At 71.7% G+C, this 21,813-nt stretch carries 16 protein-coding genes; 7 read left to right on the top strand and 9 right to left on the bottom strand.

The features are described 5' to 3' along the window. The first annotated feature begins 93 nt into the window (after positions 1-93). From CRV15_RS28220 to CRV15_RS28210, 3 genes are read left to right on the top strand one after another with little or no spacing between them, the layout of a single operon-like run. Positions 94-1,602 (top strand): MmgE/PrpD family protein, encoded by a 1,509-nt coding sequence (locus CRV15_RS28220; protein ID WP_003955978.1) that lies wholly within the window; start codon positions 94-96, stop codon positions 1,600-1,602. Beyond that, on the top strand, positions 1,602-2,507 hold the full coding sequence (prpB, locus tag CRV15_RS28215) for a methylisocitrate lyase (protein ID WP_003962889.1): 906 nt from the start codon (positions 1,602-1,604) through the stop codon (positions 2,505-2,507). Before CRV15_RS28220 ends, prpB begins: the two co-directional genes overlap by 1 nt. Before the next feature lie 19 nt (positions 2,508-2,526). After that, positions 2,527-3,672 carry a bifunctional 2-methylcitrate synthase/citrate synthase gene (locus CRV15_RS28210; protein ID WP_003955980.1) on the top strand — a complete coding sequence of 382 codons (1,146 nt, stop codon included), beginning with the start codon at positions 2,527-2,529 and terminating at the stop codon, positions 3,670-3,672. On the opposite strand, the gene CRV15_RS37755 is transcribed toward CRV15_RS28210, so the two are convergent. Genes CRV15_RS37755 through CRV15_RS37745 form a run of 3 tightly spaced genes read right to left on the bottom strand, consistent with a single transcriptional unit; the run spans position 3,575 to position 4,684 of the window. Then, the gene (locus CRV15_RS37755; protein ID WP_003962888.1) at positions 3,575-4,078 is read right to left on the bottom strand and encodes a hypothetical protein; all 504 of its coding nucleotides are present in this window, start codon (positions 4,076-4,078) and stop codon (positions 3,575-3,577) included. The two genes, CRV15_RS28210 and CRV15_RS37755, sit on opposite strands and share 98 nt — an antisense overlap. Then, positions 4,014-4,307: a hypothetical protein gene (locus CRV15_RS37750; RefSeq protein WP_307827997.1), complete on the bottom strand. Its 294-nt coding sequence runs from the start codon at positions 4,305-4,307 to the stop codon at positions 4,014-4,016. The genes CRV15_RS37755 and CRV15_RS37750 overlap by 65 nt, the downstream gene beginning before the upstream one ends. Positions 4,308-4,348: 41 nt before the next feature. Further along, a complete protein-coding gene (locus tag CRV15_RS37745; protein ID WP_029183215.1) occupies positions 4,349-4,684 on the bottom strand; it encodes a THUMP domain-containing protein in 336 nt (111 codons plus the stop codon). 1,115 nt (positions 4,685-5,799) lie between these two features. Between CRV15_RS37745 and CRV15_RS36070 the strand changes: the two genes are divergently transcribed. Continuing rightward, positions 5,800-6,027, top strand: coding sequence for a hypothetical protein (locus CRV15_RS36070; protein ID WP_009998830.1), 228 nt, complete (start codon positions 5,800-5,802; stop codon positions 6,025-6,027). Positions 6,028-6,290: 263 nt separating this feature from the next. Here CRV15_RS36070 and CRV15_RS37495 read toward each other — a convergent pair whose 3' ends face one another. Both CRV15_RS37495 and CRV15_RS28185 read right to left on the bottom strand, forming a co-directional pair. Beyond that, a complete protein-coding gene (locus CRV15_RS37495; RefSeq protein WP_003962885.1) occupies positions 6,291-7,715 on the bottom strand; it encodes a YVTN family beta-propeller repeat protein in 1,425 nt (474 codons plus the stop codon). 1,550 nt (positions 7,716-9,265) lie between these two features. Further along, entirely contained in the window at positions 9,266-9,643 is a 378-nt protein-coding gene (locus CRV15_RS28185; RefSeq protein ID WP_003955990.1) for a hypothetical protein, read from the bottom strand. 1,010 nt (positions 9,644-10,653) lie between these two features. Between CRV15_RS28185 and CRV15_RS28175 the strand changes: the two genes are divergently transcribed. From CRV15_RS28175 to CRV15_RS28165, 3 genes are all read left to right on the top strand, one after another. Then, a complete protein-coding gene (locus tag CRV15_RS28175; RefSeq protein WP_003955992.1) occupies positions 10,654-11,865 on the top strand; it encodes an alpha-hydroxy-acid oxidizing protein in 1,212 nt (403 codons plus the stop codon). Then, complete coding sequence (locus CRV15_RS28170; RefSeq protein WP_003955993.1) at positions 11,862-12,719, top strand: class I SAM-dependent methyltransferase; 858 nt, start codon at positions 11,862-11,864, stop codon at positions 12,717-12,719. Before CRV15_RS28175 ends, CRV15_RS28170 begins: the two co-directional genes overlap by 4 nt. A gap of 494 nt (positions 12,720-13,213) precedes the next feature. After that, the gene (locus CRV15_RS28165) at positions 13,214-13,903 is read left to right on the top strand and encodes a type 1 glutamine amidotransferase domain-containing protein (RefSeq protein WP_003955994.1); all 690 of its coding nucleotides are present in this window, start codon (positions 13,214-13,216) and stop codon (positions 13,901-13,903) included. A gap of 338 nt (positions 13,904-14,241) precedes the next feature. On the opposite strand, the gene CRV15_RS28155 is transcribed toward CRV15_RS28165, so the two are convergent. The 4 genes from CRV15_RS28155 to CRV15_RS28140 all read right to left on the bottom strand — a co-directional run bounded on the left by CRV15_RS28155 (position 14,242) and on the right by CRV15_RS28140 (position 21,424). Next, a complete protein-coding gene (locus CRV15_RS28155) occupies positions 14,242-14,754 on the bottom strand; it encodes a CPCC family cysteine-rich protein (protein ID WP_003955997.1) in 513 nt (170 codons plus the stop codon). A gap of 351 nt (positions 14,755-15,105) precedes the next feature. Next, positions 15,106-15,996 (bottom strand): phosphotransferase, encoded by an 891-nt coding sequence (locus CRV15_RS28150; protein WP_003955998.1) that lies wholly within the window; start codon positions 15,994-15,996, stop codon positions 15,106-15,108. Positions 15,997-17,471: 1,475 nt separating this feature from the next. Continuing rightward, positions 17,472-18,545, bottom strand: coding sequence for a hypothetical protein (locus tag CRV15_RS28145; protein WP_003956002.1), 1,074 nt, complete (start codon positions 18,543-18,545; stop codon positions 17,472-17,474). A gap of 407 nt (positions 18,546-18,952) precedes the next feature. Continuing rightward, complete coding sequence (locus CRV15_RS28140) at positions 18,953-21,424, bottom strand: DEAD/DEAH box helicase (RefSeq protein WP_029183214.1); 2,472 nt, start codon at positions 21,422-21,424, stop codon at positions 18,953-18,955. Positions 21,425-21,813 lie beyond the last annotated feature (389 nt).

Raw genomic sequence — 21,813 nt, 5'->3', positions numbered from 1 at the left:
ACGGATTCCACAGCGTGGAGCAGTGGCACCGGGCACCCGCCGCGAGGCACGCTCGATCACAGCAGCCCCGACCGGCACCCCCGGAGGAGTCCCGTGATCGAGCACCACGTCCGTGTCCACCCCAGCGCCGACCGGCTCCCGCGCGAGGAGCAGCTCGCCTGGAAACTGGCGGCCGTCGCCACCGCGACGGAGGAACTGGAGACCGACAGCGTCGCCATGGCCGTCAACCGGGTGATCGACAACGCCGCCGTCGCGGTCGCCTCCCTGTCCCGCCGCCCGGTCGCCGTCGCCCGCGCCCAGGCCACCGCCCACCGGGCCACGGCGCCCGGAGCCTCCGTCTTCGGCAGCCGCGCCCGGGTCTCCCCGGAGTGGGCCGCCTGGGCGAACGGCACCGCCGTCCGTGAACTGGACTTCCACGACACCTATCTCGCCGCCGACTACTCCCACCCCGGCGACAACATCCCCCCGCTGCTCGCCGTCGCCCAGCACACCGGCCGGACCGGGGCCGATCTGCTGCGCGGCATCGTCGCCGCGTACGAGATCCATGTCGCCCTGGTCAAGGGAATCTGCCTGCACGAGCACCGCATCGACCACGTCGCCCACCTCGGCGCGGCCACCGCCTGCGGCATCGGCGCGCTGCTGCGGCTGCCGACACCGGCCGTGTACCAGGCGGTCCAGCAGACCGTGCACACCACGACCGCGACCCGCCAGTCCCGCAAGGGCGAGATCTCCAGTTGGAAGGCGTACGCCCCCGCCTTCGCCGGGAAGGCCGCCATCGAGGCCGTCGACCGGGCGATGCGCGGCGAGACCTCCCCGTCCCCGATCTACGAGGGCGAGGACGGCTTCCTCGCCTGGATGCTCGACGGGCCCACCGCCGACTACACCGTGTCACTGCCCGCCCTCGGCGAGCCGAGGCGCGCCATCCTCGACACGTACACCAAGGAGCACTCCGCCGAGTACCAGGCCCAGGCCATCATCGACCTGGCCCGGCGGCTCCGCGAGAAGACCGGCCCGGTGGAGAGGATCCGCTCGATCGTCCTGCACACCAGCCACCACACCCACCATGTCATCGGCTCCGGCGCGAACGACCCGCAGAAGTACGACCCCGCCGCCAGCCGCGAGACCCTCGACCACTCGCTGCCCTACATCTTCGCCGTCGCCCTGGAGGACGGCGTCTGGCACCACGAACGCTCCTACGCCCCCGAACGCGCCCAGCGGCCCGGCACCGTCGCCCTGTGGCGGAAGATCACCACCGTGGAGGACCCGGCCTGGACCAGCCGGTACCACGACCCCGACCCGCAGCGCCGGGCCTTCGGCGGACGCGCGGTGATCACCCTGGACGACGGCACGGTGATCGAGGACGAACGGGCGGTGGCCGACGCCCACCCGGCCGGGGCCCGGCCCTTCGACCGCCCCGCCTACACCGCCAAGTTCCACACCCTCGCCGGGACCGCCGTCACCCCCGCCGACCAGGGCCGCTTCCTCGACACCGCCGCACACCTGCCGGAACTGGCCGCCACCGACCTCGACAGACTCTTCCCGGCCGTCGACACCGAGGCCGTCGCCGCATTCGACGCGACCCTGCCGAAGGGCCTCTTCTGATGCTCCACACCCGCACCACCCCCGCCGAACGCCGCCGCGCCCTGCGCGAACGGCTCACCACCGGACGGCTGCTGCTCATGCCCGGCGTCCTCAACCCGCTCTCCGCCCGGATCGCCCAGGACACCGGCTTCGAGGCCGCCTATCTCTCCGGGGCGGTGCTCGCCGCCGATCTCGGCCTGCCCGACATCGGCCTCACCACCGCCACCGAGGCCGCCGCCCGCGCCCAGCAGACCACCCGCGTCACCGACCTGCCCGTCCTCATCGACGCCGACACCGGCTTCGGCGAACCCCTGAACGCCGCCCGCACCGTCCAGCTCATGGAGGACGCCGGACTCGCCGGACTCCACCTGGAGGACCAGGTCAACCCCAAGCGCTGCGGCCACCTCGACGGCAAGACCGTCGTCCCCCGCGCGGAGATGACCCACCGCATCCGCGCCGCCGTCGACGCCCGCCGCGACCCGGACTTCCTCCTCATGGCCCGCACCGACGCCCGCGCAGTCGAAGGACTCGACGCGGCGATCGACCGGGCGAAGGCGTACATCGACGCGGGTGCCGACGCCATCTTCCCCGAGGCCCTGGCCGACGAGCGCGAGTTCGAAGCGTTCCGCACGGCGGTGCCCGTCCCCCTGCTCGCCAACATGACCGAGTTCGGCAAGTCCCGGCCGCTCGACGCCCGTACCCTCCAGGACCTCGGCTACGACATCGCGCTCTACCCCGTCACCCTGCTGCGCCTCGCGATGGGCGCGGTCGAGGACGGGCTGCGCACCCTCGCCGCCGAGGGCACCCAGGAGTCCCTGCTGCCCCGTATGCAGACCCGCTCCCGCCTCTATGAACTCCTCGGCTACGAGGAGTACACGGCCTTCGACGGAGCCGTGTACGACTTCACCCTTCCGCCCGGAAACTGACCCGCACCGGAGGCCCGCCATGTCCGCCACCGCGCCCGAGATCCACCGGGGTCTCGCCGGTGTCGTCGTCGATACCACCGAGATCTCCACCGTCATCCAGGAGACCAACTCCCTCACCTATCGCGGCTATCCCGTCCAGGAACTGGCCGCCCGCCGCTCCTTCGAGGAAGTCGCCCACCTGCTCTGGCACGGCGAACTCCCCGACGAGGCCGAACTCCGCGACTTCCAGGCGCGCGAACGGGCGCTGCGGCCCCTGGACCGCACCACCGCCGAACTCCTGACCGGTCTGCCGCGCACCTGCCACCCCATGGATGTGCTGCGCACCGCCGTCAGCTTCCTGGGCGCCGAGGACCCGACGGAGGACGACGGCAGCCCGGCCGCCAACCGGACCAAGTCCCTCACCCTGCTGGCGAAGCTGCCCACCGTGGTCGCGGCCGACCACCGCCGCCGCCGGGGTCTCGACCCGATCTCCCCCGACCCGGATCTCGGGTACGCGGAGAACTTCTTCCACATGTGCTTCGGCGAGGTCCCCGACCCGGACACGGTCCGCTGCTTCGAGATCTCCCTCGTCCTCTACGCCGAGCACAGCTTCAACGCCTCCACCTTCACCGCCCGGGTCGTCACCTCCACCCTCTCCGACCTCTACAGCGCGGTCACCGCCGCCGTCGGCGCCCTCAAGGGACCGCTGCACGGCGGCGCCAACGAGGCCGTGATGCACATGCTGGAGGAGATCGGCGACCCGGACCGGGCCCAGGAGTGGCTGGACGGGGCCCTCGCCGCCAAGCGGAAGATCATGGGCTTCGGCCACCGCGTCTACAAGCACGGCGACTCCCGCGTCCCGATCATGCAGACCGCCCTGGACCGTCTGGTGGCCCGCGCCGCCGACCCCGAGGCGACCCGACTGGCCACCCTGCACACGGCTCTGCGGCACGCCATGCTCCAGCGCAAGGGCATCCACCCCAACCTGGACTACCCGGCAGGTCTCGCCTACCACCTGATGGGGTTCGACACCTCGACCTTCACCCCGATCTTCGTGATGAGCCGGATCACCGGCTGGACCGCCCACATCACCGAACAGCTCGCCCACAACACACTGATCCGCCCCCTCGCCTCCTACGACGGACCTCACCAGCGGCCGGTGCCGACGGCCCTCCGGCCGGCCTGAGCCGGGCCCGCTGCCCGGCAACGAGGCGAGCCCGGGAGACGGCCCCCGGACGACGGCAGGTGGTCAACCGGCGGTGGCTGCCGGGGTGGCGCGGGCCGGAGCTGGCACGGTGGTGGGCTGTTTCCCCGGTGCCGGGCGCCATGGTCTGGAGGCTGTCGAGCAGCGCCTCGACCACCTCGTCCAGATCGATCCGCCGCTCCACGGACCGCAACCGCGGCAGTTCGGCCCGGGTGCCGGCCCGGGGCGGTGCGAGCAGCGAGCAGCAGTCCTCGTCGGGCAGGGTCGAGATGTCGGCGGTGCCGACCCTGCGGGCCTCGTCGATGATCTTCGGCTGTCGCCTGTCACCAGGGCTTCGGCACCGGTCCGCGCGGCCAGTGCCGAGGCGGTGCGGGCCGCCAGCGGGCACTGGGCGACGGCCTGGAGCCGTCCGGCCCCGGCTTCTGTGCCTTGCCCAGGGCGATGACATGGAGCCGCCCGGGCGGCTGGTAGCGGTTCAGCTCCCGGGCGAGGGCGTACGCCTTGTAGACCGAGGACGCGTTGGTGTACGGGGCTCCGCTGAAGTGGACGAAGTCGCAGGCCAGGCCAGGCCGCATGGCGCGGTGCCCGGCGACGGGCGAGTCATGGCCGCCGGACAGGAGCAGCGGGGCCCGGCCGCCGGCCCCGCCGGGCAGCCCGCTCAGCCCCGGGTACCGACTTCGGACACATAGGTCCCCTTGCGGTCGATCCCCACGGTCAGGGTGACATCGGGTGCGCCGAGGTCGACCCGGAGACCGTCCAGCTCCGCGAGAATCCGGCCGCCGAGGTACGCCTCCATCCGGGACGAGGCCAGCGGGAACCGTTTGTCGCGCCGCCGCACCCGGACCGCGAATCCGCGCTGCCCGCCCTTGGTCGCCAGCGGGCGCAGCGCTTCGACAGCGGCGGAGATGTTGTCCAGGGTGCTGGCCACCCGGAGGTTGTCGTGGAGCCGTTCGGTGAACCGATGACGGTTGCGGCCCTGACGGAACCACCGCAATCAATGTCCTCGACGCCATCCTCGAAGACCACCGGGCGGGCCTCCCCGGCCAGGCACAGTTCCGCTGAACCGGCACCGGACCCGACCGACTCCACCGAACCCCACACCGGGGATGTGGCACGCTCCGTAATACGGAAGTCGACCGGACACCCCCACAACGACCGCACCGCCCGATACCGTTGAACACCCAGCCCAGCTCACCTGCGGACAACGGAGCAACGGCCTCGAATGCAGGTAAATGAAAACAGCATGATCACGTGACAACGTCCAAGGTCACGAAGTGTCTGCCCCGCCCGCGCGGGGGTCGCCCGGCGATGTACTCATGCATCGACTCCTCATCACAGTCTGCCCCGCCCCGCGGGGATCGTTCGCGCGTCGAGAGGGTCCGGGTGGAGACCCGCCTGGAGTCCGGACACCAGCTGTGGGTCCTCACCGAGCAGGGGCACAAGGAAGCCCGGCTGCTGCTGCCGAAGAACATCAGGATCTCCGCGCTGCGGAAGCCGAAGCCCGACGACCGGGGTGAGCCGGACGCCGGAGTGCCCGCGATACTGCTGGAGGTCGACCGCGTCACCGAGCCCGTCGACGACTTGGCCGCCAAGGTGCGCCGCTACGCCGAGTGTTCGAATTGCCGGCGCCGAAGGCCGGTCCGCACCGGGAGCGGGCGGCCCGCCGCGAGGGCGCGGAGGTGCACGGGTTCCGGCTGTGGTGGTGCCTCTACCCGGCGACAGGTCGTGAGGGCTATGTGCCGGTGGTGTTCGTTGTCCACTGGGCAGTCGGATGGATGGTCGCGCAGCGGGAGGGGCCGGATGCGGAGCCTGGAGCAGGCCGCCCGCCCCTGGTTCGCCGGTGTCCCGTATCTGGGTGGGGAGAGGGCGTCGCGGTGGTCGACTAAACGACCAGGCGCTGCCGGTGGTCGTCACCGAGCTGGGAGCGGATCACCGCCGATCCGGCCGGTGCCGTGGGCGCGGTGTGGCGCAGGCTCGGCCGCGACGGCTGGCGGACGCTGCCCGAGACCCTGGACAACCCCGACGGCGACCGGCTCTACGCCATCAAGCTCAACGGTCCGTAGGCGCCGTACAGAGTGCGAGGCCGCCGAGCGGGAAGCGCGGCGGCCCGTGTGCGTCGGCTGCGGGAGACGGTTCAGCGACGACCGCTGGCAGCAGGTCCGGACCCGTGGGCGGCCCGGGCAGCGGGACCACCTGTGCGGACCGTTCGAGCAGGAGCACCTCGCCCGGTCCGAAGCCGAACGCCGCGCCCGCCGCCAGGCGGAGGAAGTCTCCGCCCGCGCCGCGCCCGCCGCCACGACGAAGAAGGGCCGCGGCCTGTTCGGACGCCGCCTGTAGCCCGGCCGGCCCCGGGACGGCACCGTCCCGGGGCCGGCCAGCCGCGAGCTCCAGCCCCCGGCTGCACCCGGCCCTATCGCCTGATCACCATCCGCCTGCGCACAGCACCTGACAGCCCACCACGCATGCCTGACAAGGCTGGCCGCAGCGGAGCACGTGCCTTCCCGGCCGGGGCGTGGTCGGGCTTCGCGCCGCTGAGCGGTGGGGCCGGTAGGGGCCGGTGGAGGCGGGCTGCCGGGCCGGCCTCCACCGCTACGGGAGTATCAGGAGCAGCTGATGATCAGCCCGGTGGTGGCGGTGCAGGTGCGGGACGCGCGGTCGTTGGCGGGGTTGGGGTCGGTGGGCGCGCTGGTGGTGCGGGTGGCGGTGACGGTGTACGGGGTGCCGAGGCTGAGGATGCCGACGGGCACGGTGATCTGACGGGTGGTGCTCGCGCCGGGCGCGAGGCCGGTGGCGGTGCAGGTGGCGGTGCCGGTGGTGAGGGCGCAGTCGGGGCTGGTCGAGCCGGTGGGGCTGGGCAGACCCACGGTGACGGCGGCGGAGGCGAGGGTGCGGGGTCCGTGGTTGGTGAGGGTCACGGTGTAGTCGATACGGCCGTTGAGCAGGCCGGGGCGGGGGGTGGCGGTCAGTGCCACGCCGAGGTCGGCGGTGGGGCGTTCGGCGATCACGACATCGGCGGGGGTCACTCCCACGGGGATGGCGTTGGTGGTGCCGGTGGCGGTGTCGATCACGGAGACGGTGGCCGAGTTGCCGTTGGTGGCGTAGACATGGCCGCCGTCCGGGGTCACGGCCACCTCGCCGGGGGTGTTCCCGGCGAGGGCGGTCGCGCTGACGGTGTTGGTCGCGGTGGCGATGGTGGCGACGGTGGCGCCCCAGTGCCGGGAGACGTAGACCCGCGTGCCGTCCGGGGAGGCGGTGACGCCGTACGGGCGGTCGGTGAGGGGGATGTTGGCGGACACGGCGTTGGTGGCTGTGTTGATCGCCACTACGGAGTTGGAGTAGGGGCGGGTGACATAGGCCCGGCCGCTGTCGGGGGTGAAGGCGACGCCCTGGGGGAATCCGCGGACGTCGATGGTGCCGGTGACGGTGTTCGTGGCGGTGTCGACCACCGACACCGAGCGGTCGTTGTAGTTGGTGACATAGGCGCGGGCGCCGTCGGGGGAGACGGCGACCTGCTGGGGGGCGCTGCCGACAGCGATGGTGGTGGTCACCGTGTTCGCCGCGGTGTCGATCACCGTCAGCCGGCTGTTGCCGCTGGTGACGACATAGGCACGGGACCCGTCGGGTGTGACAGCGATGCCGTTGGGGCTGCCCGTTACGGGGACGGTCGCGATGACCGTGCCCGTGGCGGTGTCGACCACGGAGACGGTTCCGGCGTTCCCGTTGCTCACATAGAGACGGCCGCCGTCCGGGGAGGCGGCCAGGCCCTTGGGGCCGTCGCCGACCGGGAAGGTGGAAGTGACGGTCTCGGTGGCGGTATCGATCACGGAGACGGTGTCGTCGCTGTAGTTCGCGACATAGGCGAGCGGCGCCTCGGCCGCGGCCCACGCCGCGGGGGCGGGGGCGGAGTGAGCGGCCGGGGTCACGGCGGTCAGCGAGGCCACGGCCAGGCCGCAGGAACCGGCCATCGCGAGCAGGATGCGCCCCGGCTGCTTCCGGGATCGGACGGATGTGGTGGGCGGACGCATACGGGGAGTTCCTTTTTCCTGGGGCCCGGCGCGGGGGCGCGGGGGTGAACGGTCGGTCGGCTCCCCAAAGCCGGCGGAGGGCGGTCGGGGAGTCGTCGTCCCAGGCCGGGAATGGCAAGGGGACGACCGCCGGACACAACCGGGACACCCCCGAGGACATCCCGCAAACAGGCGCCTGGCACGCCCGGACAGGATGCGAGGGCGTTCTCGCACGCGGCAAGAGCTGTGATCAAGCCACTGCGGGGCGAGGGGAAGCGGTGAGGAGGGCGGGTGCGGAGGGAGGGGAGACCCCGCCCCTGGCCGGTGCGGCGGTTGGGTGCGCGTCGCACTGGCGAGGCCCGGGCCCGGCGCAGCGGCGCCGGGGCGGCCACGCTTCCTCAGCCGGGTGAGGCGGCGTGACCTGGGGCGGAGGCGCCGCGGCTCGCCGGACGGAGACCGGTGCCGACGTACGCTCCGGGCGCGGTAGGCCCCGGACCGGCCGCCGGAACACGCCCCCGCAGACTGTCCCTTCCCGCCCGCGGTCCCTGTACGGCAGCCCTGCCGGACGGCGTCGACGGCAGGCGGCGACCGCGCGTTCCAGCCCGGACCGATGCCACTGTTTCACCCCTTCGGGTGAAGACGTGGACGCACCCAGCCTCGCGGCTGTGGCGTGCTGCGTGTCCTCGGGGGTGCCGAAGGTCGCACGGTCGAACAGATCCAGCAGACCACGGCCCCGCACCTGAGCTACCGCCACACCGACAAGCCCACACCCTCGACCTGACCGTCGACCTCGTCATCGACCCCGACCTCACTGCCTGGCAGTGGAAGGACGAAGACGAGTACACCTACGTCCGGCGCCTGGGCATCGGCATCGCGACCGACATCGAGCACCAGGCGGTGGACCGGGTCCACACCCAGGTCCTCGTGATACTCAAGGAACGGGCCGGGCCGGGCCGTTCGCGGACATCGGCCGGTGGGTGGCTTGACGCCGGGAGCCTTCCTGGCCCGCACCGCCCTCAGCACCCGCGCCGCCGCTCCCGTACGAGCCGCCCGTACCCACGACGATTCGCTAGGTCCGCGGATCCGGCCCAAAGGGATACGGCGTCACCGTGGCCGTGTAGCACAGGGCCCGGCCCCCGCCGCCCCCTCCTCCGGAACCTCCGGACCGGCCCTGGGTCGAGCCGACGACGTTCCACGCCTCACCGCCCCCTCCTCCGCCGCCCCCACCTCCACCGGCACCACCACCGCCCCCGCCGATCATGAAGACCGTGACCGAGTCCACTCCCTCGGGCAAAGTCCACGCGGCCTGCGACCGGGTGAACACCACGTACCCGTGCTCCACAGCACGTGGCTGCGCCGCCGCGGCGGGCAGCGTCACCGCCACTGCCCCCAGGACTGCCGCACCCGTGCAGGCCACCCGGCCTGCGTACCTGACGCGCACCCCACCCACGCTCCCGAAACCGTTCACCATGCGGCCCGTCCGGCCGCCCGGAAGCAGCCTTCCCGCGCATCCGCCGGACCGCCCGGCGCATCACCCTCACGGCCCGGGCCGGGAACGCCACCCGGCGTCGTCAGGAGCGGAGGGGGAGCCGAGGCGGCTCCGACCACAGCGGTACCGCCACGGACTCGGGTTTCCCCGTCACTCGGGACGCGGCGGGCGGTGGCGGCGTGTAGTTGCAGCACCTCTTGTTGATGAGATAGCAGCAGCCGATCTTGCCCCAAAACGCCTGGCAGCGGGCGCAGTCGACCTGAGGAAGCCGCCCGGATGCCGGGGCGCGTCCCTGGGAGCAGGCGGCGCCGGGGGTGTCGGGAGCTTCGAGGGCGTCGGGGACAGTGGTCGTGATGGGCGGGGGCGCCAGGTCCGTCGCGCCGGCTGTGGTGCCTGCCTGGAGCGCGGTGCTACAGACCAGGGCCACGACGGCGGCGCCGACTCTCGCGACGTTCTTCACGGGCGGTATTCCTTCTCGGCCGGGGCGGACCGGCCGCGCTCCGGGCCGCACAGCCCACCGCCGCGGCCGGAAGGTCACCCCCAGATCACCCCCTCCCGACCGGACCCGCATCCGAGACACCCCCGAACGAGTCCCACAGCACCCGCCCGCCCGCTCGCGGCGCAGGCCGACCTCGATGCCTCTCATGGACAAACCGGGAGGATGAGGGGCAGCCAAGGGGCGCAACGGGCATCGGTGGCGAGCGGCGAGCAGACCGCGGTCAAGGGGCGGCTTCGCACAGTGGACCCGGCCCGCTCGCGCACAGCGCGCGGCCCGGATGCTCTGAGCGGGACGGGCAGGCAGTCCCCCCTTGCTCGTTTCGGCACAGGGGGCCGGGCCTCTTCCGGATGGAAGGACGACACGGAGGTGTCCGGTCCCCATACGACGGGCTCCCCGGCGGCGGGCGGGGCGGTGAAGAGTCGATGAAGGCCTCCCGCCTGGCGGGAAGGCACCGGATCGCGCTTTCACACAGGTCAACACCGAGGTCCCATGGGCCGGTGATCGGCATGCCGCCTGTTCGCCCGCGGTCCGGGTGGCGCTGCCCCTTCCGCGGGGTGACGGCCGACGATGACGGCCACCGCACGGCGGGTACGCCGCTGCGCGCTGCCCAGGACGGGGCCGGGGTGCCGTCCGGGGCGTGGAAGGGGCGGGGGTCGGGCCGCGGTCGGTCTCGCGGCCGGGGACGTGGTGACCGCGCGGCAGCCCGAAGGCCGCTCTGCGGGTACTGGTGATCCTTGAGCCCGCCACCCGGATCGGAGCCTGTGCGAACAGGCCCGCATCCGCCCCGCCGCCCCGTGGTCCCATGCCCTCGTGACCGCCCTCGGGCGCCCGTCCGCCCCAGGAGGCCCCGCTCGTCGGAGCCGATCGAGAATGGACGACCATGCGTGGGGAACCGGCCGTTCCCCCCTTCCCCCATATCGGCCCGTGATCATCACGGGCATCCTCATGCCGACGATGTGGAGGAGTACGCCATGGGATACACGGGTGGTTATCAGAGCGCGGTCTTCGCCGCCGGCGGAAGCCCGTTCCCGTTCACGGTGGAGGGGCTCGTCGAGGCCGCGCGGGAGGCGCTGCCGAGCCGGACCTTCGCGTACATCGCGGGCGGGGCGGGCCGCGAGCGGACGGTGGCCGCGAACGAGGAGGCGTTCGCCCGCTGGGGCCTGACCTACCGCATCCTGCGGGACGGTCGCCCTGCCGATACCTCGTGCACGATCCTGGACACGCCCATGAGCCTCCCGGTGATGCTCGCCCCGGCCGGGGTCGCCGAGCTTGCCCACCCAGAGGCCGAGAAGGCGGCGGCCGAGGCCGCCGCCGCAGTCGGCGTCGTGCAGGTGCTGTCCTCGGCCTCCTCCACCCCGCTGGAAGAGGTCGCGCGGGCCGCCCCCGAGGGCAGGCGCTGGTTCCAGTTCGCCTGGCCCGACGACGGATCACTGGCCCGCTCGCTCCTCGAACGCGCCGAGAAGGCCGGCTACACGGCCGTCGTGCTCCAGGGCGACTGCCACGTGGCCGGCTGGCGGACCCGCGAACTGGACACCGGCTTCTTCCCGTTCGGCCGGGGTCACGGGCTGGGCAACTACCTCTCCGACCCGCGCTTCCGCGAACTCGCCGGACTCTCCCAGGAACCGTCCCCGGAACCCGCCCGGGCCCTCGGCCCGGCCGAGGTACGAGCCGCCGCCGTGGCCTGGAACCGCTACTACACCCGCCCCGCCCTGGCCCCCGGGGACCTCGAACTCCTCCGCTCCTGGACAGACCTTCCCCTCGCCGTCAAGGGAGTGTGCCGGGCGGACGAGGCGGTCCGGCTCCGCGACGCGGGCGCCGACGCCCTGATCGTCTCCAATCACGGCGGTCGCCAACTCGACAGCGGCCCAGCCGCCCTGGACTGCCTGCCCCTCGTGGCCGAAGCCGTCGGCGATCAGATCCCCGTCCTCTTCGACTCCGGAGTCCGCACCGGCACCGACGTGCTGATCGCGCTGGCCCTCGGGGCGAGCGCGGTCATGATCGGCCGGCCGTGGCTCTACGGCCTGGCCACCGGGGGGCGGGCCGGCGTCGAGCACGTCCTGCGCTGCCTGGAGACCGAGTTCACCGGGGCACTCACTCTCACCGGACACCAACGCCCCGACAGCCTCTCGCCAGCGGACCTCACCCTCCTGCCCGCCATCCCGGCCTCCCGGAGACCCCGATGACCACCACCCGAGCCGAACGTCCGGCCGAGCCCCCTGCCGAACATCCCGCCGAACGGTACGGGGAGCGGATCTTCAGCGGCGCCGACGCGCAAGAGCACGCCCGCCTTCTCGCCCTGGCCGCCGTCCTCGACGAGGAGTCGACGCTGGCCCTGCTCACCCCCGCAGCCGGACCGGCCCGCCCGGTCCGCCGGGTCCTCGAACTCGCGGCCGGCGCCGGCACCCTCACCCGGCTCGTCCTCGACCGCCTGCCCAGTGCCCACGTCACCACCACCGACCTCGACCCCCGGTTCCTCGCCGACCTCCGGCACGACCGGCTCACCGTGCTGCGCCACGACGTGACCCGCGACGAACTCCCCGAAGCGGGGTTCGACCTGATCCACGTCCGCTACCTGCTTCACCACCTGCCCGACCGGGAGGCCGTGTTCGCCCGGATCCTGCGATGGCTGGCGCCCGGTGGACGCCTGGTCATCGAGGAACCGGCGCTTTTCTCCCTTGAGGCATCCCGGGACCCCCGCTACCGCCGGGTGTCGCTCGGAGCCCTGCGGGTGCTCGCCGAGCGCCTGGGTACAGACTGCACGGACTGGGGCCGGGACCTGGCCCGAACCGCCACTGCCCACGGCCTCGTCGACGTCGACATGCGCACGCACGTCCCCACGGTGGCGCACGACACCCCGATGGGCACGTTCTGGCGGCTCACCGTCGACCGGCTCGCCACCGAGATCGCCGAGCTCCCGGATGTTCTCCCCGACGACGTGCCGACCGTCCTGGCAGCGCTCTCCCGGCCCGGCCTCCAAGAGCTGGGCATGGCCACGATCACGGTGACCGCCCACCGCCCCACAGCCCCGCCCGCCTGACCCGACCCGCACGAACCCCGTCGGACTGGCTCATGGGCAGGCTGGCTGGGTGCGCGGCGCGGTGACGGTGTGGACTCGGGATGTTCGGCCGGAGCACCGTCATGGGCAGCAGCAGTGTGCGGGTGGGGGCATTGGGCTCCCTCTCGGTTCAGGGGAAAGGGCGGGTGGCTGGTTGTCCGTCGTTCACCAGGTGTCGCTCCCACACCGGTCGGCCCGGGTCGCGGACCTGCCCGGGTACTTGCCCGGGTACAGGGGTGGCCAGGGCGGCACAGCCACCGGGTTCGCGGCAGCGGTCAGGGATGGTGACGCGCACGCGGCCGTCACTGTGCGGGCGGTACGCAGCGATCGACTGTCACGCGATTGCTCTGGTCCGGTTGCTCCCATGGACGGTCCCGGCAGAGGAACCTATGAGTGGTTGGTACCCGTGCACCCCGGCCGAACCGACGGCACGGGTGGCGTCGGGCCACGTCGGTCCACTCGAACAGGAGCGCGTCATGAAGATTCTGATCGTCCTCACCTCGCACGACGAGCTGGGGGACACCGGCCGCAGGACCGGGTTCTGGCTGGAGGAGCTGGCGGCGCCGTACTACCGGTTCAAGGAGTCCGGTGCGCAGATCGTGCTCGCCTCTCCCCAAGGCGGGCAGCCGCCGTTGGACCCCAAGAGCAACGAGCCCCAGTTCCAGACCGACCTGACCCGACGCTTCGAGGCCGACCCGGAGGCGACCGGGGCGCTGGCGCACACCGTGCGCCTCGACGCGGTCCCGGCCCACGGCTTCGACGCGGTCTTCTACTCCGGCGGCCACGGTCCGCTCTGGGACCTGGCAGAGGACCCGGTCTCGGCGCGGCTGATCGAGACCACCCTGCGCTCGGGCAGGCCGGTGGCTCTGGTGTGCCACGCCCCGGGCGTCCTGCGGCATGTCGTCAACGAGGACGGCAGCCCGCTGGTCTCGGGCAAGCGGGTCACCGGGTTCACCAACTCCGAGGAGGAGGCCGTCCAACTCACCGACGTCGTCCCGTTCCTGGTCGAGGACGAACTGGTCAAGCTCGGCGGGGCGTACTCCAGGGCGGGTGACTGGGAGCCGTACGTCCAGCGGGACGGCTTGCTGATCACCGGACAGAACCCGGCGTCCTCGGCCCCCGCGGCCGATGCCCTGGTCGCGCTGCTCAACGAGGGCGGGGTGTGAGGTCCACGCGCTGACCCGGGTGCTTGCGCGGCGGGGCGACGCGGACGCCTGCCGCACCCGCCCGCTTGTCGGTCCGCTTGTCGGCTCGTCTGCCGCGCTCGCCCGGGAAGCCCGGCCGCTCCCGGCCGGGAGCCCCGCCGACCAGTCGTCCAGGTGGTCCAGCCCGTGACCGCACCTTCACCGAGACCGTTCCTGGAAGGTGTGACGATTGCCCTGCACGGCCGGGACGGCGACGGGTACCCGGCGGTGTGCCGCGGAAATAAGGTGCGGTCGGACACTCCGGCGCAGGTACGCCCGCGTGCAGCTGGCCCTGCGGACAAGGCCCGGGCGGTTGGTTCTCACCGGTCCGGGGTGAAGAACTGCCCGGTGGGCGGCTCGCTCCGGCGCCAGTACGACGGGCGCCACCAGTAGAGCACGGACAGATCCGAGGGCAGGGGCCCCGTATCGCCCAGCCTCTCGAAGGAATCCCGCGCCAGGTCGACCGGCCGGAATCCCGGGTCCAGCGGCTCATTGGGCGCGGCCGGGCGCACCTTGGTGACGAAGCGCTCCTCCATGGCCCCGTACCGGCGGTAGTTGGCCTGTGCCTCCATCAGGCACACCGCGTTGGCGCCGAAGGACCACGGAACCCGCAGCTGGACGAGGTCGTCCTCCCAGGAGCACACCGCGCAGATCTCGTAGTCCCCGACCCCGCTGAACATCTGGTGCCCACAACAGGGGCAGGGGAACCAGCCCTCGGGCGGCGGCGGTTCGGTGCTCACGGGAAGGGGCAGGTACTCACCGCGCGCCTCCGCCGCTTCCAGCGCGTCGAGTTCGGCCAGTTCGGCCTGGATCTGTCTGTCGATCTCGTCCACGCTCCGAGGCTACGTCCGGACGCCGGACATGGTCATCCGGTTTTCCCGGGCGCATTCCTCATCCCGAGGAACGGCCGCGGAACGCGCCCCGGGGCCAGGGCTTACCGAACGCCTCACGCAGGACGACGGCGAGAGAGCGAGGGCGGAGGCTACGCATGGACCGGCGCTGAGGGCGGCGGAGGGGATTCATCGAGGTGAGGCTCTGCGGGCCGGTGGGGGTGGGAGAGCCGGGTAGGGCGCGTCGTGCGGTGGTCCTCGGCGGGACGGGTGTGATCGGCCGGACGGTTACAGGTCGTCCGGTGGACTGCGGGCGGCGGGCCGATACGGCCGCAGCCCCCCTCGCGTCGCTTCCTACCGCCTCCGCGTGACCTTCGGCGTTTTCTCCGGACCGTCCGGTCGCCTGATGACCGTGTCGAGTGTCGGCCACGGAGGGCCAGCGCGCAGCAGGCGCAGGAATTCCTCTCCGAAGCGCCTCCCGTTCGGGAGCTGGTCGCCGCGTTCCCAGCGCCAGGCCGCGACCATCGCGAGAACGAGCTGCCGGCACTCGTCCAGCAGCCCTTGGTCGACGTTCGGATAGTGCTCGCAGACCGCCTCGGGAACATGGGCAAGATCGAACTCGACGGGTCCGCGGCAGCACGTCTCAAGATCGATGAACAACAAACCACCCTCCGTGCTCAGCACATTGCCCGGATGCGGCTCACCGTGGAGCAACTGCTCCACGGCACCGCGGCTCTCGACCGCCCGTCGCAGGCTTCCCAGCCTGCCGCCGAGGAACGCGCGGTCCGCGTCGGCGAGAGCGGGTGAGAGATCCGGGCAGGCAACGATGCCTTCCGCCTCCGCGATGCGATCCGTGAACCGCGGGCTCGGCCCGCCGACCTTGCGCATGCCGGCATGCAGACGTTCCAGCGCCTTGGCGTAGCCGTCCGGTGAGACGTGCGGTGTCACGGGTGCGTAGTAGGTCCACAGCGTCACGGTGAACCCGTCGCGCGTGTACACACGTGGGTCCACCCGGGGTTCCAGGAGGCCCGTCGGGCATCCGGCCCGCGCGAGCCGCTGAGCGAGCTCGACTTCGAACGGTGCTGCCTCATGCCCCGCAGGGCCGACCCGGGCAAGGACGTTACACGGCGTCAGCCGCAGTGCCAGCCTGTTCGAGGTGTGGAGAACGATGGCGTCGTCGGCCGACAGACCGAGCGACACGGCGACCGACGTCGCAGCCGCGATCGCACGCGTGATATCGGTCATCTACATCCCCGAATCCTGGCACTGACGAGTGAGGACGCTGCCCATTACCGTGGCTCGGCACAGCCCGCCCAGGGCATCCCCGTGCTGGGGACATGGCCGGCCTGGGGGACGGTCAGCCCGGTGTGAAGGGTTTTGCTGTCACTGTACGGTTCTCCCCGGCCTGCACGTGCCGGGCGAGCTGGACGAGGAGCTGTTCGGGGGTGGTCCGTAACGGGCGCGGATCGCCCGTACACGGCGCCATTCGAAGACCCAGACTTCACAGCGGTCCAGCTCGGTCTCAGGATCGGGCACGGAGATACGGCGACCTCGGGGCGACCGGGGGAGTACGGACCTCCTCGGCGGCCTCGTCCTCGACCTCCCACCAGCTCCTCACGCTGCCCCACCCCTGCCCAGTCGAGCCCCAGCTGTGAATGTGTGCGGCGGTAGCACCGGGTGGGCGTCAGCCAGGCCAGGATGGAGGTTCCGCCTGCTTGCGTGCAGGGCGGCGTTGATCACGGCTGTCATGGAATGACCAAGCTGTGCTGTCCGGGGCCAACCACCCAGGATGGGTGGCTGTTATGAGCGTGCCTGTTCATGTCCGGGCAGTCCCCCAAACAGCCTATCCTTACGGAAGGTAGTCGCACTATTGCTTTGTGTGTTGCTGTCGGAGATGGTGCGTGCTGCACTGAGCCTGGGTGGGTGCGGGCACCCGGTCCGCGGCCTCCGGGCGAAGGGATGAAAGGCTCATGAGGATGACCTGCGGAACACCGCGGAGCCGCCTGGTGGCCGGTGCCGTGATGCTCATGCTCGCCGCACTGCTGAGCGGTGCGCACCCGGTCCAGGCCGGCACACCGCCGCAGCCCGGCAGCCCGGACAGAACCCGGGCGGTGGTACCTGCCGACTGCACCACCCCCGTCGGCCGCGCCGCAGACCGCCCGCGGTGTACAAGAGACAGTTGCCCCACCTGCCAGCGCTGCGACAGCAAGCTCGGTTGCAGGCCCTTGGTGTGCCCGCCTGGCTTCACGTGCAGCCGGGCGCTGAACACCTGTCTTCCCGTCCTGCTGCCCGGTGCTGTGGACAAAATGCCTGGAAACGCTCTCACCCGTGTGAGACAAGGGCCGGTCAGAGGCGTCATTCTCTCCGAGGCGACCGCAGTTGGCCCGCTGCCCGCAGTCTCAGCGATCAGGTGAGGTTCCTGGCAAACGGCCGTGTGCGCGGGAAGCGCCTGTCCGTGGTCCGTCAGAGCCCCGTTGAAGCGGCTGATGGGGGTCGCCCCCGGGCAGTACGCGCGCAGCGGCGCCCGCCCCCGGACCTGACCCGGTCCGCCCACCGCCGTGCCGCGTACCCGTCTCGCCACGAACGGCACAGGCACAGGCACGGAAGCGGGTACGAGGTCGGACGCGGCCTCCCACCGGGGGAGACCGCGTCCAGGGGGGACCGCGTCTGAAGGGCCGTGTCCACCGGCCCTGTCCGGGCGCGGGCCCGCCGGGGCGGAGTCAGGCAGTGGGAGCGCACATCGCGAAGGCCCGCGCCTGCCCGAAGTGGAGCTGGACCCTCCAGCTGTTCGGCTGGTCCGGGTCGGGCAGATCGGCCGTCACACCGTCGATCGGATCCCCGGCGTTGTTGAGGCGCAGCCGGGCGTCCTGCCCGCCGCCCGTCAGCCGGGTCCCCGCCGGGCAGGTCGCGACGGCGGGCTGTCCGTCGGCCGACCACTCAGAGGCGACGACCACGGGGAGGGGCGCCTCGGCGGTACACATCGCGAAGGCCCGCGCTTTGCCGTCGTTGAGCTGCACCTTCCAGCTGTTCGCCAGGTCGGGGGAGGGCGCGTTCGCCTCGACGCCGTCCAGGACCTGGCCGTAGTGGTTCTGGGTCAGCCGGGCGTCCTGTCCGCCGCCGACGAGGTTGGTGCCCGCCGGGCAGGTCGCGGTGGCCACCTCCTTGTCCGCCGACCACTCCGAGGCGACCACCGTCGGCATGGGCGCTTCGGCCGTGCACATCGCGAAGGCCCGCGCCTGCCCCAGATGCAGCTGTACCTTCCAGCTGTTCGGGGTGTCAGGAGACGGCGCGTTCGCCTCGACGCCGTCGATGACGTTGTCGTAGCCGTTGACCCGCAGCCGGGCGTCCTGTCCGCCGCCGACGAGGTTGGTGCCCGCCGGACACGTGGCGGTGGCCACCTCCTTGTCCGCCGACCACTCCGAGGCGACCACCGTCGGCGTCGGCGCGTCCGGGTCGCACAGGGCGACGGCCCGCCCCTGGCCGAACTTCACCTGGACCTTCCAGCTGTTCGCCATGACGGGATCGGGGGCGTTCGCCTCGATGTCGTCGATCACCTGGTGCGCCCCGTTCAGGGCGTAGCGCGCCCCGGCGCCGCCGCCCACCAGCCCGGTGCCCGCCGGGCAGGTCGCGGTGGCCACCTCGCCCCCGGCCGACCAGTCCGAGGCGACGGCCCTGGGCGGCTCGGCGGCCTCCGCCGCCGGGGGAGGAACGGCGGTGCCCGCCGGGGCGAGGCCGAGGAGACCGGCGGTGGCGGTCGTGATGACGGGAATCAGTAACGTCCTGCGGATGCGCATGAGTCACTCCGTTCCTGGGTTCCTGGGGTTTCCCGGGCCCGAGCCGCCAGGAGTCCCTGGGCAGGGGGAAGGGCCCGGTGGGGGGTGAGTGGATGGATCGACGGGACCACCGGAGCGGTGGTCTGTCCCACGGCACTTCACACGGGTACGGGTCGGTACGGGGGCGGAACCCGGGAAGTGCACCCCAAAGGGTGAGCCGCCCCGGGACCGGGCGGGCACGTCGGCCCGGGGATCCGGCGGGGCGGTCAGCCCGGAGCGGGTGTGCAGGGTTTCACGGTCACTGTGCTGTCCTCGGACCGTCTCAGCGAGCTACGCCTCCGCTCGGTCAGACTCTTCTCCGCCGCACGGCGCCGTACCCCGGCCCGTGCCTGGGCATCGGCCTCGTTCTCGACCTCCCACCGGTCCCTTCATGCCGCCCCCGCCCCCGCCTCCGTCCCTGTCCAGTGGAGTCCGAGTGCGGCGAGGATCGCGAGTTTGTCGTCGGTGAGTCCGGTGCGGCGGGTTTTGGTGTTGGACATCCATACGCCGAGGCGGACTTCGGTCTTCTCGCCGTCTCCGTCGGGGCCCCAGCCGTCCTCCAGTACCTCTGTGTGCCCGCGGGGGACCACCACCGTCCCGGTGCGGGTCTTGTACTGGGCAAGTGCCGCAACGCCTCTCTCGAAGGCCCCCACGCCCTTCCCGGCCTTCCCCCGCGTCTTCGCAGGGGCGGGCAGGGGTGTGATGCCGAGGCGGGCCAGGCGTTCGCGCTGCCCGTCCATCAGCCCCCGCCATACCGTGTGCTGGCGTTGCCGGTGGAGCCAGCGTCCGACGTCGGTGCCGTGGACGGTGACGCCGGGTTGCAGGACAGCGATTCCGGTCCCGCTCCCGGTCGTGGTGCTGGTTCCCTCGTCGGCGAGCAGCTCGCGGACATACGCGTAGGTCCGCTGCCACTCCACCGGCCAGTCGGGGTTCCAGTCGGGGTCGATGGCGGCGAGCGCGGCGGCCCGTTCCGGATACCCGTCAAGAACACCAGGACGACGCAAATTCGACAGCCACTGGCCCACTGGCTTCCCCAGCGCGACGGCCGCCCGCGGTGCGCACAGGCCCCAGTGCTGTTCGGCCCAGGCGCGTGCGGCGGCGAGGTTCTCCTGGAACGCGGCGTCTTCGGCCTCCCACACCATCCCCAACTGCTTCAGCCGTTCCGCGCGCTTCCCGGTCAGGGTTCCGGCCCGGTATGTCTTGCGCTGCTGGCTGACCCAGTACCCGAGCGGGTACGGGCCGGGCTGCTCGCGGTGCCCGTACGGGACCAGGGCATGCCCCTCGCGCAGCACGTAGCGCTTGAGGGCGGCGTAGCCGCGGGCCCAGTCCTGGCGTTCGGTGTCGATCACGTTGAACGACACCCACTCCGCGATCATGACGGGGTCGCGGGGCACCGAGAACCGGAGCAGGAGCCGCGACTCGGCCTCGCCCTCGCCGGGTGCGGGGCCGATATGCAGGGAGGGTTCGACCGACTGCTTCTGCGGTTCCTGCGGAATCGCCAAAAGCTCCACCGCCGACTCGTCATGCGCCCGCAAACCCTGCAACACATTCACCAAAGGCTTGTACGACCCGCTTGTGAACATGTCCTCGGGCTGTTCTTCCGGCCCGAGGAAGACCGGTACGACCAGCGATGCGAGTTTCCCTTCGTCGGGTTTCTGTCGCAGGGCGCGGCCGATGGCTTGGACGATGTCGTGCGGGGCGTCTTTCGGGTCGAGGAGGGCCACGGAGTCCACGGCCCTGATATCGACACCCTCCCCGAGCACCTTGCAGTTGGACAGCATGGCGAGTCCGGTCCGGGCGGCGAACTCTTCGAGGATCTGGCGGCGGTGCTCGGCGGGGTGTTCGCCCTGGAGCCAGCCTGCCCACACGGTCTTCGGGTACCGGCCGGGGTCGGCAGTATGCAGCCGCTTCGCCACGGCGGGCAGCCCGGTGGCGTATGCCTCCGCCTCGATGGTGCGGTGGTGGAAGGTGATCATGGTTTTCAGGTCATGGTCGACGGCGGTACGGAGCATCGCGGCCTGGAGGGCTGCGAGCCGTTCCCCGCGGATCTCCTCCTCGTGCCGCTCCTCGCTCCCCAGCCGTTCCGGGGTGACGACGGGGTCGGCGAGTTCGACGACGATGATCTGATACCGGGCCAAGAGACCCCGTGTCACCGCCTGAGCCAACGTGAGCTCGTACAGCACCGGCCCGAAGATGCCGGTGTCGTCCATGGAGGCGGCCATCTCCTCCGGCAGGGCGTCCCGCCGGCCTTCCCGCACCTCCTGGTGCGGCGGGCGTTCCTGCCAGATCCGCGGCGTCGCGGTCATGTAGAGCCGCCGCGCCGACGGGATGACCGTATGGTCGTGGACGTCCGCCCACGCCTTCCCCAGTGAACCACTTGTGCGGTGCGCCTCGTCGACCACCACCAGGTCCATCGGGGCCAGCTGCTGTCCGTATACCCCCTCGAAGGCTTCCACGAGGACTCCGAGGCTGGCGTAGGTGGCGTAGACGGTCACCGGCCCGGTGCCGTGCCACAGCGCGAGACGGACCGGGCTGGTGGTACAGCGCACCTCCATCGACCACAGCTCCGCATCGTCCTGGAGCGAGCACACCGCGACCGCCGGCCCTTCATGGCCCACCTTCCGCCACTCCCGGACCGTCTGGGTGAGCAACTCCAGCGTCGGCACCACCACCAGCACCCGCCCGTGCGGCAGCATCCGCCGAGCAGCGGCCGCCGCCATCACCGTCTTACCCGTACCACAGGCCGAGCGCACCTGACCGCGAATGCCAGTACGGGGAACCCTCTTCCCCGGCGGAATATCAAGACCGCGGATAATCGCATCCACGGCTTCAACCTGATGGTCACGCAGATCAATACCCATTCTTTCCGTACTCCTTGAGACGGCAATATGAGGCGCACTCAGAAAAAGGCTCCGACAGGATTTACCCGGAAACTGGGGGTGCGGGACAGGATACTGACTTTACACCCTGCATCACCCGGGTGATGCAGGCCAGAAGAGGGCCGTACGTAATGGATGACAGCCTGTCAGTAGGGCCGCACCGAGTGCCTGTCACCGATGGCCGGGGCCGAGGTTCGTGACACATCCGATGTACAGAAGGCCGCCGGAGGCTGATCTTGCACACTGCATCACCCTGGGTTGACCGAGCCATGACCCTCGCTTCCCCACCCACGTCAAACTTGTTACTGCGTGCGCGGAGCGCACAGTATTCCCGCTTGCGGGAATACCTAGGCGCCGTACAGAGTGCGAGG

The sequence above is a fragment of the Streptomyces clavuligerus genome (assembly GCF_005519465.1).
Classification (GTDB): Bacteria; Actinomycetota; Actinomycetes; order Streptomycetales; family Streptomycetaceae; genus Streptomyces; species Streptomyces clavuligerus.
This window is presented reverse-complemented; position numbering and strand designations above follow the sequence as displayed.

Excerpts from the sequence above, each read along its gene's own strand:
- prpB (WP_003962889.1), top strand. The coding sequence starts at position 1,602 with ATGCTCCACACCCGCACCACCCCCGCCGAACGCCGCCGCGCCCTGCGC.
- CRV15_RS28140 (WP_029183214.1), bottom strand. The coding sequence starts at position 21,424 with ATGGGTATTGATCTGCGTGACCATCAGGTTGAAGCCGTGGATGCGATT.
- CRV15_RS28210 (WP_003955980.1), top strand. The coding sequence starts at position 2,527 with ATGTCCGCCACCGCGCCCGAGATCCACCGGGGTCTCGCCGGTGTCGTC.
- CRV15_RS28150 (WP_003955998.1), bottom strand. The coding sequence starts at position 15,996 with ATGACCGATATCACGCGTGCGATCGCGGCTGCGACGTCGGTCGCCGTG.
- CRV15_RS28165 (WP_003955994.1), top strand. The coding sequence starts at position 13,214 with ATGAAGATTCTGATCGTCCTCACCTCGCACGACGAGCTGGGGGACACC.
- CRV15_RS37495 (WP_003962885.1), bottom strand. The coding sequence starts at position 7,715 with ATGCGTCCGCCCACCACATCCGTCCGATCCCGGAAGCAGCCGGGGCGC.
- CRV15_RS28145 (WP_003956002.1), bottom strand. The coding sequence starts at position 18,545 with ATGCGCATCCGCAGGACGTTACTGATTCCCGTCATCACGACCGCCACC.
- CRV15_RS28175 (WP_003955992.1), top strand. The coding sequence starts at position 10,654 with ATGGGATACACGGGTGGTTATCAGAGCGCGGTCTTCGCCGCCGGCGGA.
- CRV15_RS28170 (WP_003955993.1), top strand. The coding sequence starts at position 11,862 with ATGACCACCACCCGAGCCGAACGTCCGGCCGAGCCCCCTGCCGAACAT.